Raw genomic sequence first — 15996 nt, forward strand, 5'->3', positions numbered from 1 at the left:
GGTCAGCTGTGGATAACTATAGAGACGTTCCTGGTTTCTCGCTCCCTTCATTCAAGGGTTGACTGGCTGAAGTCTTGCGCTCCTGCTCCCTGGACTTGATGCGGCCCTTGGCCTCCTTGGAGCTGTGGCGGAAGCGGTAGGACTCGTTTCCGGTCTCGATGATGTGGCAGTGGTGCGTCAACCGATCGAGCAGCGCGGTGGTCATCTTGGCGTCCCCGAACACGCTGGACCATTCCGCGAAGGTCAGGTTGGTCGTGATCATCACGCTGGTGTGCTCGTAGAGCTTGGACAGCAGGTGGAACAGCAAGGCACCACCGGACTGGCTGAACGGCAAGTAGCCCAGTTCGTCCAGAACCACCAGGTCCATGCGCACCAAACTCATGGCAATGCGGCCTGCGCGACCTTGGGCTTTCTCCTGCTCCAGCGCGTTGACCAGATCCACCGTGGAGTAGAACCGCACCCGCTTGGCGTGCCGGCTCAACCCGGCAATGCCCAGTGCGGTGGCCAGGTGCGTCTTGCCCGTGCCAGGCCCACCGATCAGCACAGCGTTCTGCGCATCGTCGGTGAAGGACAGGTCTGAGAGTTTCTGGATCAGCGCCTTGTCCACCTGCGACACCTCGAAGTTGAACCCGGCCAAGTCGCGGTGCATGGGGAAGCGGGCCGACTTCATCTGGTGCGCAATCGAGCGCATCGCCCGGTCCGCATCTTCGGCTTGCAGCAGATGCTCCACCAGCCAGCGTGAGGCATCCAGCGTCGAGTCCCCACCTTGCTCGACCAGATCCGCCCAGGCCACGGCCATGCCGTTCAACCTCAATGCCTTGAGCTGCGCGTGAACATCCCGTGTCGTATCACGCATGACGCACCTCCTGATCATCCAGGTGGGTGGGACGCAGCCGGTCGTACCGCGCTGTGTCGGCCTTGGGCGCCAAGGTCAATTGCAGCGCGGTCTCGGCCTGCATTGGGGTCACCGGGTTGTTCAACCGCGCCAGCACATTGCGAACGTGCTCCACGCTGATGCTGCCGCTGGGGCCATGCCTTCGAGCACCAGCTCTACAGCCACCAGCACCGCCTCCAAACCCGCCTGCGGAACCACCGCCAGCACCTGCGCCATGACCCGGTCACCTCCGGCGTGGCGCAACAAAGACTGCCGCAGCCGCAGCAGCGCAGGCGGCAGATCCAGGAAGGGTGTTCCATTGCGAAGCGCACCCGGCTTGCGCTGCACCAGGTCGATGTAGTGCTGCCAGTCAAAGACGGTCTGTCCACTGCCCGAGAGCCGGGCGTGGCTGGCCACCACCGCATCCATGGCAGCCACCTCCACCCGCTCCGGATACACCCGGGTGCTCACGATGTGACCCGCCCATTCACACGGCACCGAGTAACGGTTGCGGGCGGCCACCACCAGGCAGGTGCTGCTTACCCGGGCCAGGCGCTCCACATAACCATCAAAGAGCGTCGGCATGGACATGAGGTGGCCCCTCTCCAACTCCAGCATCTCACCCACGGTGAACTGTCGATGGATCGGGTGCGACGTGTCGGCCCACACCGAGCGGCAACGCTCTGCCAGCCAGGCATTGAGTTCGATGAATGAGCCGAAGCGCCGGGTGCTCGCCTCGATCCAGATACGCCGGCGGCTGTCCTGCACGTTCTTCTCCACCACCCCTTTCTCCCAACCCGAGGCCACGTTGCAGAAGTCCGGGTCGAACAGGTAGTGGCTGCACATGGCCGCAAAGCGCGCGTTGACGATGCGCCCCTTGCCCCGCTTGACCTTGTCCACCGCGGTCTTCATGTTGTCGTAGATGCCCCGCCGCGCCACCCCGCCAAGCGCCTGGAACGAGCGCGTGTGCGCGTCAAACAGCATCTCGTGCCCCTGGCTGGGATACGCCACCAGCCAGAACGCTCGGCTGGCACACAGCTTCAAATGCGCGACCTGCACGTTGTAGAACACGCCGCCCACCACCATCGCCTCATCGCTCCAGTCAAACTGGAACGCCTCGCCCAACTCAAAGCTCAAGGGCACGAACGCCTTGGCCGGACTGCTGTCAGAGCGCGTGCGCCACGCCCGGATGAAGTCCGTGACCGCGCTGTAGCCACCGCGGTAACCCTGCGCCTGGATCTGGGAGAACAGTGCCCTTGCAGAACGCCGGCTTTGCTTGGGCCGGTGCGCATCGGCCGCCAGCGCCTGGTGCAGCGTGCCCTCGAACGCCGTGAGCTTGCGCTCAACGACGCGTCGCTCGTACTTCGGAGGCTCATGGCCGGGGCCTTGAGCCATTTCTTGACCGTGTTTCGGGCCAAGCCGGTTCGCTTGGAAATCTCGCTCAGGGAGAGTTGGTCGCGCAGCTTCATGCGCCTGACCTTGCCAATCATGTCCATGGTGATCACCTAATTTCCCTGCTGAAAGTTTCAGCAGGTCAGTGGAACACCCTGGTCAATTTTCAGTAGGCACTTCGACCTCTAGATGGTCAGTTTTCGGTCGGCGTCAACAAATCAGGGCCCTGGCGAGCGTCCGTGAAGCGCACCTCGAGCCCTGGAAGCAAGACCGCCTTAGTCTTGAGCAGTTCGCGCAGAACCTTGACTGGCAGCTCGGCCGATGTGAAGTACTTCGGATTGGGCTTCAGCGTGATTGTCGTGCCCGTCCCCTCTTCCTTCCCGACCATATAGAGTGGCTTCACCACGTCGCCGTCGGCAAAAGAAATCTCGTGGCGCTTTCCGTCACGAACCACTGAGGCGGTCAGGGACTCACAAAGTGCGTTGGTGACCGAGACGCCCACGCCGTGGAGACCGCCGGCGTAGCTGTATGCGCCCCCGGAGGTCTTGTCGAACTTGCCGCCAGAGTACAGGACGGTGAAGATGGCCTGGACGACCGGAATCTTCTTCTCCGGGTGCAGACCGACAGGGATGCCGCGACCGTTGTCCGCCACGCGCACGAAGCCCTCCGGCAGCAGTTCAACACTCACCGTCTTCGCGTAGCCAGCGATGGCCTCGTCGATTGCGTTGTCGATGCACTCCTGCACGATGTGCAAGGGGTCTTCGGTGCGGGTGAACTGGCTTGGACGAAGCTTGACCGGCTCGAGGCCCTCTAAAATTTTTATTGCGGATTCGTTGTACTGACGTTGCGTCATAGGCGATGTGGGCGCGAGATTGGATTTACATTATAGCATGCGGCCCTAAAATCGTTATGAGGCGCTGCCGCGTATAAACCGAAATCCCTATAGGTTGCTTCGCACGGCACGTTCGGCCACCTTACTCCAGGCCGGCGATTCCCCTCGTCTATCGAGCGCCTCTGTTCGACCTACGAGGCGAATGGCCCTTCGGGCCATCGGGCCGCCACTTTGCTGGCGCCCTGCCCTGCCGTCCCGCGTTGCCTAAACGCAGGAGTTACATCTGTTTTAGAAGGCAATCATGAAGTCAATCAAACTGACGTTTCACGTCGGAATGCTCGCTCTCGCGCTCGTTCTATGTCTCGCCAACGCGCCAGTGCACAGCACATTTGTCGCAACTGAGGTGTTCCCGACCGCCCTGGTCGAAGTAAGGGCTCAGGAGGCTAAGCGCGTGGCCGCGGTGGCTGCGGAGCAGCAAGTGCTCGTAGACCACCTGGCGTCGAAGTACAAGAAGCCTGAAGGGCTCGTAAAGCGCATCGTCTCCAGTGCCTACTCCGAGGCGGTCAAAGTCGGCATGTCCCCGCTGCTGATTCTGGCCATCGCCATGAAGGAGTCGAGCCTCGACCCGGCGGCAAGAAGCGGATACGGCGCCGTGGGCCTGATGCAAGTCGTGCCTCGCTTCCACATGGAAAAGATGCGCTCCAAGCAAGACCCTGAGGTCCTCTTGCGCTCGCCGGAGGTCAATATCCGCGTCGGAACCACCATCCTGGCGGAATACCACGCGCAGCAACGCGGGTCGCTCACGTCGACCCTGGCAAAGTACTCAGGCAAGGCCCGCGGCTATGCAGAACGTGTTTTCCACTTCCGCAAGGAGCTGGAGACCGTGAAGAACCGCAAGCCTCTGCTCGACGCCTAGCCCGCGCTCATTCATCCGCTCGGCCCGACTCACGTCCGGCCGAGCTTCTTTTTGTGGTCGGCGCTAAAGCAGGTTGCCGGATGGCAGTTCCCTACACTGTGTCTCAACAGGCCACATCAAATCAACGAATATATGACTGAAACGACTTCACCCGCAGTGGCTGCGAAGCCCCACCCAATGCAGCAGTTTCACGACATGCTGTCGCGCATTCTCGACGAAGGCGTCCTGCGGCCAAACCGCACGGGCATCGACACGCTGTTCGTGCCCAGCGTCACATTGAAATTCGACATGGCGGATGGCTTCCCCGCAATTACCACCAAGAAGCTCGCGTGGAAAACTGCGAAGGGCGAACTGTTTGGTTTCTTCCGAGGTTTTACGAGCGCTGCTCAATTCAGGGAGCTCGGATGCAAAGTGTGGGACGGCAATGCCAATATCACGCCATCGTGGCTAGCAAACAAGCACAGAACTGGCGAAGACGATATTGGGCGTTCATACCCAAAACAATGGACCGATTGCCGGGATTGGCGGGAGGTCAATTCGCAAAAGGAATGCGACGAGCTGATAGCGCTTGGCTACGAGGTTCGTGCCCATGACGCCGCTCGCAACGTCTGGGTGATGCGTCGGGGAATCAACCAGTTGGAGGTGGCGCTCAAAGCCATCATGACCAATCCGACGGACCGCCGCATAATAATAAATGGCTGGCGACCGGACGAGCATGACCAGACATCAATTCCCGTCTGCCACGTTCTTTATCAATTCTTGGTCGACACGGAAAGCAACACGCTGCACATGTGCTTTTTTCAGCGAAGTTTTGACACCGCATTGGCCTTTAATTTAGTAATTGGCGCACTGCTTCTGGAAATCATGGCGCGGCTCTCTGGACGTAAAGCGGGGACCATGACCCAATTTATCGGTGACGCCCACATTTATGTGCCGCATATTCCGGGCGTCAAGGAGCTGCTGTCCCGCGAACACTTTCCCCAGCCAACCTTGGACTTGGGCAATATCCCGAGGCTGAACTCAGTCGATGAAATTCCTGGCGTGTTTGCGCGCTTGGACCCCGAGGATGTCAAGTTGGTCGGCTATCAGTGCCATCCTGCAATCAAGCTCGATATGGCCGCGTAAGCCACCATCCCTGCCGTCATTCACGCAAAAGCCCCTCCACGAGGGGCTTTTTTCTTTCCGGGCCGTCCAAAGGTAAGCCCATCTGCTCGGCCACCGTGCCCTAGCTCACAAGGACATGGCGTCCTGCCGAACTTGGCCCAAAAGGCCCAGAAGCAGTTGCTGCGTCGCGTCCGAGATGGCGCCGGCGCCGAAAATCTGCGTCAGGTCACCATGCAGGATGGAGGCGTCGTCAGTGCGCTCCGCATCAACATCTGCCTTCGCCTCTTCCGTGATGAGCGCCGCGAACTTACTGGTGCTCGGCAGGGCCGCAACTGCCGCGTTGGCGTCAGAAGGGGCAACCTGCAGACCGGTGAGGTCAAAGAGGTCAGTCCCGTGCTTGAGTTCGATGCCGGTGAGTTCGGCGCCATTTCCCGTGCCCGGCGACCACAGCCACACCTTCGGCACGTGATGTGCCAGGTCGACGGAGAGGGGTTCGATGTTCCCCGGGTTGTGCCAAGTGGTGGCGCCAGCAATCACGCTGGGCTTCGTGTCGTGCATATGGCCGTTCACGACCATCATGACGCCGTCAACAGGGTCGATTGGCAGCGAGCCTGGGTAGGCGCCATCGAAGGCCAAGTCGTGGTGCGTGATGAGCACAGCGGTGCCCTCCCCTTCCGGAACACTCCGTGGAATGGCCGAGCCGTAAGGTGCCGCAAAGAGCCGCACAGGTTGGCCCGCGACATCGAATGTGCCGACAAGTCCGGCCGTTTCCAGCACGTGCACGGCGCCGGCCTGCGCCAGCAAGTACAGCGCATCGCTCTCGGTCAACGAGGTTTCTTCCTTGTCGTGGTTGCCTTCCAGCGTGAGCGGCGGCACCGGGAAGCGCTTCAAGACGGTCATCAGGCGGTTGAGCATGCGCAGGTTGTTGTCATCGCTGCGATGCAGCAGGTCGCCCAGGATGACCGGCAGCAGGCCATAGTCGTCACAGATTTCGGCGCATTCCTCGAGTTTCGCGAGGACGGATGCCAGATAGTCATCCTTGCGGCGCCCAGGTCGCTTGGAGGTAACATGAGGGTCACCTATGAACAGGATGCCGTTGAAGCTGCGTTGCTCAGTGGGCGTGATGTGCATGGTCTGTTCCTGTGTGGGTGGCCAGGTGCGAATCGCACAGCGGGCAGACACCCAGGGCTTGTTTTAGGCTTTCGAACTCGTCGCGAGCGGTGGTTTCTTCGGCGGTCGCCTTAGCAACTTCGGCCACAGCAGCAGCCAACCGGCTTTCGGTCTCCGAGATGGTCTCGATGGCGCGGTGCATGCCGCTGAAGTCCTTGAGCGTCGGCAGCGCAGGCAGCTCGGGCAGCGACTCCATGGCGGCAAGCTTCGCGATGCTGCCTGTGAGCCGCACGCCCAGTGCCGCGATAGAGGCGGTGTCCGTCAAAACGGGTAGCTCCGGGAGCGTAGGAACCTGAATCTTCTCGAGCAGGTATTGGCCACGTTCGATGGTGTCCAAAAGCGTCTTTGCCCTCGACATGTCAGCAAGGTCGGGCAGGTCTGCCATTTCCGGCACCTTGAGGGTGTTCACCAGGAATTGGCTACGCTCGATGGCGTCGGCCAGGGCCTTGCGCTTGGCCGTGTCAACAAGCGTCGGGAGCTCGGGGAGACCGTCAAGAGCCGACAATTCCTGCTGAGCGATAGACAGCTTCGAGGCGGCCTCTTCGATGCGGCCAAGAAGGGAGGAAATGCGCTCGCGCTTCGCAAGGTAGTCGGCCAGCTCGTTGGCCGTCGCAGACAGCGCATCCAGCTTCTCGACCAGGCCGGGCACCGGCGTCATCCGGTCCAGGTTGAACGTGAGCCGGGTGAGCTCGAGCTCGCCACGCTTGACGGTCTCGCCGTCCGAGGTCCGGATGCCCTCATAGAGGCGCATCAGCGCCTTGTGGTGGCCGGATTCACGACCGAGCGAAAGGATTTGAGCGCGCCGGGAAGCCGTCTCGTTGAGGAGGAAGACCGGGTTCTTCTGGCTACCGATTTGAATGTCCAGGTCGTCCGGCTTCGTAACCCGAAGAACTTCCGTCACCCACTCAGGCGCAGTGTTCCGGGCCTTGGGGCGACCCTCGTGGAGAAGTTCGGTGCCCTGGTACAGGCGGTACATGACGGCGGGAGAGCGCTTGGTAGAGCGCACCCACTCGATGCGTTGCCCCTTTTCCAGGTGCAGGATGACACGCGCCTCATCACAGCCATGGCGCACCATCGAATCGTCCGACTCGCCATAGGCCACTGCCTTCAGCGAGCTTGTGATGGCGGTGGACTTGCCGAGGTTGTTCCCGCCGACCAGAGCGGTAGCGCCCGGGAAGCACGGGATGGTCGTGTGCACGTGCGCGCGAAAGTTGAAAAGCTCGATGGCCCGGATTCCCGGGACCTCATCGTTCTCCCATTGGTGCTTGACGATGCTGTTCACATCGGCAGCCGGATTGCCATCGGCACCGCGAACGAGCCGGACAACGTTCACCAGGCCGGAATACGACTCCGGCTTGTCGAAATGGGAGACGAAAAAGGTCTGCACCTTTGCGGATTCAGCAACCTGGGCTAGGACTCGGATGAACGCCGGAATGCGCTCCGGCTGAATCCAGCAGTCTGGTTCATCCAAGACCATCAGGCCGCGGTTCTTGGTGCGGGTGAGCGCCGCAAAGCGGAGGCCGGCGCTGACGACATTGGTGACCGCGCCGCCATTCCCATCAAGGATGTCTTCCAGATGGCCGTTCTTCTCCAGGGCCACGTCGAGCCAGGTCGTGTTGTCCCGGTACTTCGGCAGCAGACGGATGCTGCCCTCGTCAGGCATGACATCTTGAAGGATTGCGGTGAGCAGCCGGTCGAACGTTCCCACGCTGCGCTCGTGAGCCTTCGTTTGAAGCGCCTCGAAGACGCGCTTGACCTCGTCCCCCAGACCTTGACGGGCCTTCGCCGCGGCGACCGACTCAAGCAATTCAGCCTTGCGAGCAGCTTGTGCGGTCAGCACGCCGTTGAGTTGAGCGGCGCGCAGGCTGGTACCCTGGACCCGTTGGCGGAGTTCTGGCGCGTTCAATGTCATCGAGGGCACCCTTAATCAGCGCGTCGTGGCAGTCAGGCGTTCAATGTCAGCAAGTCGCTGGTCGATTTCGTCCAGAGCCTGGACGGTGGCAATGATTTTCTTGTCGTTCTCTTCCACGCCGTTTGCGTAGAGTTCGCGAAGCTTCCCGACGTCGTCCGTGCCGAGCAGCTGCTTCGCCTCCGTGCGGGCGCGCTCCAGATTCGCCGCCTCGGCGTCGCGACGTTCCTCGACGCGCGCTCGGCGCTGCTGGAGGGCGGCGTGGCGCTTCTTCTGGGCTTCAAAGATTTCGAGAGAGGTTTGTGCGGTCATCAGTGAAAAGTGGTCTTTGTTTTGCAGGAGGCGAAGGCAACGGCTGGTCAGGTCGCGAAGCGAGAGAAGCTCATCTCTTGGCGGACGGTAGCCATTTGCGAGCGCATCAGCTCAAGCCGCATCTTTCCCATGTCGTATCGGACCCGGGTGATATCGGAGTACTCGCGCGCTTGAACCATCAGGTCCAGGTGCTGCTCGTAGCGCTCATCGGCAAGCGCCGATTGCTCGGCTGACGAAACGGACACCGACTTCGCTCGCTCGCCGGCGGCACCGCTCCGCAACCCGTTGTTCATGTACTCGCGGGTCAGCTTGGCCAGTAGTGTTTTTCTGGTCTCTTCGAGCGACGAAGCGGAGGAATTGGCCTTCGCCCAGTCCTCGCCGAGTTCTCGAACCGTCTCGACGAGGGTGTCGGGGTCGAACCGCTTGAGGACGGCGTGCAGTTCCTGGTTCTGGCTGTTGTTCATTTTAGGTTTCTGAAGGAGAGACGTGATTATAGCTAAATCGTAACTAGGCGTCAATGCGTTTTAGAGACGGCGTGGCCAAGATGACGGTGGAGTTCCACGCGCAGCGTGGCGATGTCCGGCTTCTTCCGCGACCAGAACCGAACCGTCCGGAGGCCGCAGCGAGCGACGAGGGAGTCACGGGTCCGGTCTTTTGAGAAGTCGTGCATCCGGTCGTCTAGCTCCACGACCAGCAAAGGCTGAAAGTGTTTTGGGTCGCAGACCACGAAGTCGATGATTTTAGAGGCGTAGCTTTCGCGCACCGCCCAGTAGTCCGGGTGCTCCGGGGTGAGCGTAGTGGCCATCACAGCGCCCATGGACACCTGGGGAAGAACCTGGAACTCCGAGCCAAGCGCACGCTGCAGTTTTCGGAAGAAATCGACTTCGTTCCCCGTCAGAAGCGGCCGGCGGGTAAAGCCATGGCGCCCCACACGAAGTTCGCGAGTGGCCAGGTGTCGGCGGTAGCCGACCGCGACCAACGCGCCGAGGGCCAACGCGAGCAAGATTCCGACAAAAACGCCAAAGTGCATAAAACGTGTTCTCTACTTAAAGTCTTTCTCTCGAGTTAGACTTCATCAAAATACAAAGAAAAGAAGAACTTAGTATTTGATAGAGCCTTACGCGGGACCAACGGCCCTCACGGGAGAGGCTGGCTTTCTTGGAGTTCTGCGCGAGAATGGCGTGCATTTTAGCACGTATGGCTAAAACTCGGAAGCCATACCGTTGCTGGCTGAAACAGGTCTGCCGGTTCGCGCTGCGCTATACGGCGTAGACCAATTTCCACTCAAGGACACCCATGGACATCGAAGAACGAAGGTTTCCACCTTCCACCGTGCTGAAGCTCATCCGCTCCGGCATGAGCCCAGTGCTCGCCCGCGTCCTAGCGTCGCGGGGCATTACCGACACCGCTGAGGTGTCGACCGGCCTAAGCGCGCTCATCCCCTACTCCCAACTCCTGGGTGCCGAAGCATTGGCCAAAGTGCTTGCTGACGCAATCGTGGAGAAGAAGCGTTTGCTCATCGTCGCCGACTATGACGCGGACGGGGCCACCGCGTGCTCGGTGGGCGTTCGCGCACTGCGGGCGTTCGGCGCAAACGTCGGCTTCATCATCCCGAACCGAATCGAGCACGGGTACGGCCTCACGCCTGCCATCGCCCGGATTGCCTGTTCGGCTGAACCAAAGCCTGACTACCTGGTGACGGTGGACAATGGCATCGCATCCCACGCGGGCATCGAGGAAGCCAATCGCCTCGGCGTTCCAGTGCTGGTCACCGACCACCATCTGCCGGGCGAGACCCATCCGGATGCCCTGTGCATCGTGAATCCGAACCAGCACGGCTGCCCTTTCCCCTCCAAGGCCCTCGCGGGCTGCGGGGTGATGTGGTACGTAATGTGGGCGCTGCAGGACGAACTCCTCGAGCGCGGTATCGTTTCGGCGGACCCGGAATTCTCGGTCGACTCGCTGCTCCCCATCGTCGCCATCGGAACGGTGGCGGACGTGGTGGCGCTGGACACGAACAATCGCATTCTGGTGAACGAAGGGCTGCTTCGCGTTCGCGCCGGCCACTCGTTCCCCGGCGTTGATTTCCTGGCAAAAGTCTCCGGCAAGGACCCGCGCATGCTGGCTACCAGTGACATCGCTTTCGGCATCGGCCCGCGTATCAACGCGGCCGGGCGCCTGGAGTCGATGGACGCCGGCGTCGAATGCTTGACCACAGATTCTGTGGCACGAGCCCAGGCGCTGGCGGAGGAGCTGCACGGAATCAACGACCGCCGCAAGGCAATCGAAGGGGACATGACGGACGAAGCCGTTCGCCGCCTTCTCACGGACGTCCGCGCGGACCGCTATACGGCCGTCCTGCACGCCGAGGACTGGCATCAAGGCGTCATCGGAATCGTCGCTGGCCGACTCAAGGAACGTATCTGGCGCCCCACGTTCATCCTCGCCTCAGGCAAGGACGGTGAGCTCAAGGGGTCCGGCCGTTCAATCCCCGGCTTCCACCTGCGCGACGCGCTCGACCTGGTCGACCGTCGGCATCCGGGCCTCCTCCCGAAGTTCGGGGGGCACGCGATGGCAGCTGGCGTGACAGTACGCGCCGGCGGCCTGGCTGAGTTTGCAGAGGCCTTCGAAAAGGTTGCGCGAGAAATGTTGACCGCCGCTGACCTCCAGCAAACCCTGCTGGTGGATGGTGCGCTCGAGGCGAACGAGATGAGCCTCGAAACGGTCGCGATTCTCAAGGAGCAAGTATGGGGCCAGGCATTCCCGGAACCCACCTTCTACGACGCGTTCCAGGTCCTCGACGCTCGCTCCATCGGTGGCGGCAAGCACATGAGCATGTTGCTCCAAAAGGACGGCCGAAAGTTTCGCGCTGTGAAATTTCGCCATACTGACGCGCCGCCGCAAAAGGGCTCGGAGCTCAAGCTGGCATACAAGCTCGATGCCAACAGCTTCAACGACGAAACCAACGTCCAGCTGCTGGTTGAGACCTTCGGTTAACCGTCATTCTTCTTCTGCCACGTTCCCAATCTTGGGCCGGCGGCTACCGAGGCTCCTCCCTTCTGGGACGGGGCCTCTTTTTTTAGGAACGCCGCCGGAGCCTGGCTGGGCACAACTTCCGCCGCTATTTTGTCGACGAAATTCAACATGCGCGCTGAACCTCTATAGGCTCAATCATGCGTTTAGCTGGTATCCTCTCCACCGAATTTCACCAAGCGCACGAAGGACACGAGGCTCAGGCATCCATGAAGAAGACCCGCATCATCGTCACCGCAAATCAGAAAGGTGGCGCCGGTAAGACCACGGTCGCGATGTGCCTGGCTGACGCCCTCAGCCGTAAAGGACTTTACGTCGTTACGGTTGACGCAGACCCGCAAGCGACTGCCTTCAAGTGGGAGTCACGTCCCTCCTCGTCCTTCCCTCGATTCCCTGTTCGCGTAGAGAAGCGGTCGGGCTTCAGCCCGCTGGAGTTCCTGCAAGCCCTGAATCAGCTCAACGAGGAGCAGAAGCGGGCGACCGGTGAAGATTTCGACTTCATCGTCATCGACACGCCACCAAACCTGGCAAGTAGCGACCTTGAGGCGGCCCTGTTTGTAGCAGACCAGGTCGTTGTTCCCGCAAAGCCGAATGGCATGTTCGTCGACGCGCTTGAGGAGCTCTTCCCTTTGTTTGCAGAAATCAACGAGCTGCGGGCCACTCACGGTCGTCCGAGACTGGATGTGCGCTTGCTGGTGAACTTCATGCAGGCCCATCGGCGGACCAACGTAAGCCTCGTTACGGTTTTACGGGAGAGCGTGGCGAAGTGGAGCAAGCTGCGTCAAGTGCGGGCTAAAGTGCTAGCGACGCAGCTCAAGCAGTTGAGCGCGTTTGAGAACGCCCCAAATTACCGGACAAGCTTGTACCGCATCCCTGGTTCCAGGGCCGCGCGTGAAGAAGTCGACCAACTCCTCGAGGAGCTCCTCTGATGGCTAAAGCTCTCCCCGACCTGGCCAAGGAATCGTTCGGGCTTGCCGCGGCGGCCGCATCTACTCCGCGCCGGAAGTATTCCAACGGCCTGGCGCAACTCGACCAAGCGCTTCGCCGCGGCCTGGGCGCGGTCGCGGCTGGTTCTGGCGGGTATGCCGAGTTCATCGAAGGGGTTCGGTACCCTGTTGGCGCCCGTGTCGCGATGCCGCTCTCCCTGGTGGTGGAGCATCCCGAAAACCCCCGTGTCTACTTTGACGCTGCGGAGCAGGCAGAACTGGAGGCGTCGCTGTCCGCCATCGGCCAGCAGGAAGCGGCCAAAGTCTTCTACGACGAGAAGCAGCAACGGTTCGTCCTGAAGGCCGGCCACCGCCGCTGTCGCGGGCTCGCGAACCTCGGTCATCCGACAATCCTGGTTGAAGTCGTTGAGCACAAAGCGGGGCTGCAGTTCTTCAGGGAGGCCCGGGACATGAATGCCCAGGCCAAGGGTCAGCACCACTTGGACGATGCCGTGAGGTTCCCGGAGCAGATGAAGGCCCACCGCATGGACGGCAAGTCGTTCGCAAAGGCGATGGGGCTGAGCGAATCGGAGGTGTCCAAGCGGGTCAAGATTGGGACGCTCCCCCGGGAAATCCTCGACGAGCTCGCATCGACGGTGGGGGCGTTTGGTGTGGACGCGTGCTACTGGTTGGCGGTCATTGCCGACCGCTACGAGGATAAGGGCCTCGACCTCGTGCGAAAGCTGGTCCCGCAAATCCGCGCGCGAAGGGTGTCGAACCGGCGGCTGCAGGAAATCGCAAAAGGTTCTCAGGCTGGTGACATGCCGGCCGAGCAAAGCAAGCGGCAGTCGCCGGAACGACGCTGCGAACTCAAGGGTGCGGGCAACGGAGTGCTGAAGGCGTTTCCGAATCGCCTCGAATTCAGCCTGGTAGACGTGGAGCCGTCGATGCGCGACCAACTCTTTGACCGACTGGAAAAGCTCTTCAAGGCAGAAGGCCTGCTTGGCGGGGCCGGGAGCAAGCCAACTGCCGCAGGCACCCGCGCACCGGCTTCACAGTCGACCTCCCGCGGGCCAAAGGCCTCGCAAGGGACGAGGGGCGGCAAGGCGCCGCAGGCTCCGCGCCGGAAAGCTAGCGCTAAGTAGCGCCCTCCCCTGCTCCAGACATCGGGATTTTGTCGCCAAAATCGCGGTATTCAGGGGTAGGCTGCAGGGCCGTAAATCCGCTTACGGCCTTTACACAATCCGGTGCGGCCCTCGGTCGGTCAGGTGCCCACGCCGATTTTGTCGACGAAATCAGGCCGTCCTGAACTCGACCAGGCCCCGTTGGGCACCCCAATGCAGCAGGTCATCCGAGTCCAGAGCCTTCCAGCCCTTGTCCCGGATGTACCAGCGCAGGAAGGTGTCCCGCAAAAACATTGGAAGTTTCGCCTCCGAGCTGACGTCCTTGCGGCGGAATTCGCGCCAGGCCCGTTGCAGGGGCGTCTTAAGGTCTTCAAGAACGTCACGCTCGAAACACTCGTACTCTGCTCGACGCATCTGAGCAGTACTCTCATTCAGCAACGCCTCTGCGTCGTTCAAAAGTGACTCTTCGTGCCTCTTGCGGAGCACCGCCAGGTTGTTCTTAGTCGTCGTGTCGGCCGTCTGCAAGGGCTTGCCGATGGCTTTGACCTCGACGTCCAGGACGTCCTCCCTTGAGGGCGGCTGGGCCACAATGACTTTCCGCAAATAGTTTGCCGGGTTGGCGATGGGTTCGCTCAGTTTGCGGCGTTCCATGGCTTCAAGGCCGGCCCCCATGCGTGGCCCGTACTTTTCGTAGATTCCCTCAGCTTCGTGTTGCGAGATACCCAGGTGGATGGCTCGTGCAATGAGGGTGAGGTCCTCCGTCGGCATCTCGAGTCCGTCCTTAGTCCCGAGCTTTGCTGACCTTCCTTGTCGCTTCGGCTGGACGATGAAGCGGATGAATTCAACTCGGCGGCCGAGGCGTTGCTCATGGATGGCAATGGTGAACGGAATCTGCGGCACGTTCGGGTCATTCACGTCCCGGAGCGCCGGCTTGAGAACGTCCCTCATGAATGTCTTGTACTCGAGCCCCTCCACTTGCCTGTCGGCGTTTCCGGTGAGCGGCACGACCCACTGGCGCCAGGGGAGCGCTTGGCTCTGGAATCCCTTGCCGTCGTTGAAGTACCGTTGCCCCAGTTCGTACAGGACGTGTGCTGCGTGAGTCGACATCTTTGGCCCGACGTCTAGAGCCACTTTTGCGTAGAACTCCGGCCGCAGCATCTTCTGTCTGAGGTCGGGGTCGAAGTCGTAGAGCAGAACCGGTACCTCTCCCACCCGCTTTTGAATCGTTGCGTGCGAGATAAGGGTGGCCGCCGACCACTTGTATTCCGGGCCAGAAAGCTTTGCCGATGCGTCCCCCCACTCGACGGTGGTGGTCATGAGCATCCGTAGGACCTCCGCCAGGTATGCGTTATTGACCTGCTCAAGCCTCGTGTTCTGCACGAACTGCGACAGCGGCATCTGGAAGCGTTCCCCGGGCGCGGGCAATGGGCTTGCCTGGGCATGCCTCAGGAGAACGTTGTGGAATCGCCGAGCCTGCAGCGTCAGCTTACCTTCCTTGGGCGTTACAAGAATCGCTTCTACTGGCTTACGTAGGTATCCGCCGTCGGGAGCGACGGTCTTGATGAACCGGTCGAGTTCCTTCCCTTCGGCTGCACTCCCTTTTCCAGCTGTATCGCTCGAACCCTTCTTAGCACGTCGTCTCGCGGGCCGCGGAGGTTCGCCATCCCCTGCCAGCAGGCTAGCCTGCAGCGGCCATACAGCTTGCGGTGAGGATGGGAGGGTGGTCATTGGCGTCGATTATGCCTTAACGGTGAGTTTTAAGGCTTTGCGTTCGCGTCTTCAGATGGACCGAGACATGACTGCTGTTTGACTTCTTCTGTTGAAGACTCCTGTTGAGCCGTTGAATTGTTTACTGTTGAAATTGCTGTGAGGAATCAACGTGTTAGCGTCAATCGGGTGAGCGCTTTTACGCTGATTGGGAGGCGTTTTCGGGCTCAGGGCTGTGGATATGCGGAGGGTGTCGGGGTTCGGTGAGCCCTTGTCCGCCTTGTGGTGTGTTGATTTGTTGGTCAGGTGAGCGTTTGTCGGCCGCCTGTGGATAACAAATCCACTCACCTTTAGGAGCCGTCGAACCCGCGCTCGGGAGCCAAAAACCGATACGAAAGATGCTGAACGAAGGCCAGGGTATCAGCAACGAGCGCTAGCTTACGGATGGTGCCAACCTCGACGGAGCCGAGCTTTGAGAGCTAAGCTGTTGTCAGGTGGGAGAGTTGGCGACCAGACCACCGAACGCAGGCCGGCAAAGGTGAGCTAATTTTTGGGAGACGGCGTAAACGTGCCGTTTTCGCGTGTCCTTCGTCAGTTTTTTGGTATTTCGCACGCAAGCGACAAAAGTGCTGGCAGAATCCGCTCGTCAACGCGACTGCGCATTTGTGGCGGTCACTAACAATCTAAGAGGATGCTT

The 15996-nt window shown here is 60.8% G+C and carries 13 protein-coding genes and 1 pseudogene; 5 read left to right on the forward strand and 9 right to left on the reverse strand.

Features of this window, described 5'->3' with window-relative positions:
• Positions 1-16 precede the first annotated feature (16 nt).
• The 3 genes and pseudogenes from istB to WDLP6_RS31790 all read right to left on the reverse strand — a co-directional run bounded on the left by istB (position 17) and on the right by WDLP6_RS31790 (position 3119).
• Entirely contained in the window at positions 17-856 is an 840-nt protein-coding gene (gene istB / locus WDLP6_RS31780; RefSeq protein WP_162570835.1) for an IS21-like element helper ATPase IstB, read from the reverse strand.
• Positions 849-2370, reverse strand: a pseudogene (istA, locus tag WDLP6_RS31785) (IS21 family transposase). The gene istB and the pseudogene istA overlap by 8 nt, the downstream one beginning before the upstream one ends.
• A gap of 89 nt (positions 2371-2459) precedes the next feature.
• On the reverse strand, positions 2460-3119 hold the full coding sequence (locus WDLP6_RS31790; protein ID WP_162571143.1) for an ATP-binding protein: 660 nt from the start codon (positions 3117-3119) through the stop codon (positions 2460-2462).
• A gap of 280 nt (positions 3120-3399) precedes the next feature.
• On the opposite strand from WDLP6_RS31790, the gene WDLP6_RS31795 reads away from it, so the two are divergent.
• Positions 3400-4014, forward strand: a complete 615-nt coding sequence (locus tag WDLP6_RS31795) for a transglycosylase SLT domain-containing protein (protein ID WP_068673611.1) — start codon at positions 3400-3402, stop codon at positions 4012-4014.
• Positions 4015-4191: 177 nt separating this feature from the next.
• Positions 4192-5139, forward strand: coding sequence for a thymidylate synthase (gene thyA / locus WDLP6_RS31800; protein ID WP_068673609.1), 948 nt, complete (start codon positions 4192-4194; stop codon positions 5137-5139).
• A 105-nt stretch (positions 5140-5244) separates the two neighbouring features.
• Here the strand turns inward: thyA and WDLP6_RS31805 are convergent, their stop codons facing one another.
• From WDLP6_RS31805 to WDLP6_RS31825, 5 genes are read right to left on the reverse strand one after another with little or no spacing between them, the layout of a single operon-like run.
• Entirely contained in the window at positions 5245-6249 is a 1005-nt protein-coding gene (locus tag WDLP6_RS31805; RefSeq protein WP_068673607.1) for a metallophosphoesterase family protein, read from the reverse strand.
• Positions 6230-8200, reverse strand: coding sequence for a hypothetical protein (locus tag WDLP6_RS31810; RefSeq protein ID WP_102906931.1), 1971 nt, complete (start codon positions 8198-8200; stop codon positions 6230-6232). Before WDLP6_RS31810 ends, WDLP6_RS31805 begins: the two co-directional genes overlap by 20 nt.
• Before the next feature lie 15 nt (positions 8201-8215).
• Positions 8216-8509, reverse strand: a complete 294-nt coding sequence (locus WDLP6_RS31815; protein ID WP_068673603.1) for a hypothetical protein — start codon at positions 8507-8509, stop codon at positions 8216-8218.
• A gap of 47 nt (positions 8510-8556) precedes the next feature.
• Positions 8557-8973, reverse strand: coding sequence for a hypothetical protein (locus tag WDLP6_RS31820; RefSeq protein WP_068673601.1), 417 nt, complete (start codon positions 8971-8973; stop codon positions 8557-8559).
• Between the two features lie 50 nt (positions 8974-9023).
• Positions 9024-9539, reverse strand: a complete 516-nt coding sequence (locus WDLP6_RS31825; RefSeq protein WP_068673599.1) for a DUF2726 domain-containing protein — start codon at positions 9537-9539, stop codon at positions 9024-9026.
• Positions 9540-9805: 266 nt separating this feature from the next.
• Here WDLP6_RS31825 and recJ point away from each other — a divergent pair, with 266 nt between their 5' ends.
• The 3 genes from recJ to WDLP6_RS31840 all read left to right on the forward strand — a co-directional run bounded on the left by recJ (position 9806) and on the right by WDLP6_RS31840 (position 13613).
• On the forward strand, positions 9806-11506 hold the full coding sequence (gene recJ / locus WDLP6_RS31830; RefSeq protein WP_068673597.1) for a single-stranded-DNA-specific exonuclease RecJ: 1701 nt from the start codon (positions 9806-9808) through the stop codon (positions 11504-11506).
• Positions 11507-11751: 245 nt separating this feature from the next.
• Entirely contained in the window at positions 11752-12471 is a 720-nt protein-coding gene (locus WDLP6_RS31835) for a ParA family protein (RefSeq protein WP_068673595.1), read from the forward strand.
• A complete protein-coding gene (locus WDLP6_RS31840; RefSeq protein ID WP_068673593.1) occupies positions 12471-13613 on the forward strand; it encodes a ParB/RepB/Spo0J family partition protein in 1143 nt (380 codons plus the stop codon). Before WDLP6_RS31835 ends, WDLP6_RS31840 begins: the two co-directional genes overlap by 1 nt.
• A 150-nt stretch (positions 13614-13763) precedes the next feature.
• Here WDLP6_RS31840 and WDLP6_RS31845 read toward each other — a convergent pair whose 3' ends face one another.
• Positions 13764-15320, reverse strand: coding sequence for a RepB family plasmid replication initiator protein (locus WDLP6_RS31845; protein ID WP_083944123.1), 1557 nt, complete (start codon positions 15318-15320; stop codon positions 13764-13766).
• Positions 15321-15996 lie beyond the last annotated feature (676 nt).

Origin of the sequence: Variovorax sp. PBL-E5, from assembly GCF_901827185.1 — a bacterium.
Lineage (GTDB): Bacteria > Pseudomonadota > Gammaproteobacteria > Burkholderiales > Burkholderiaceae_C > Variovorax.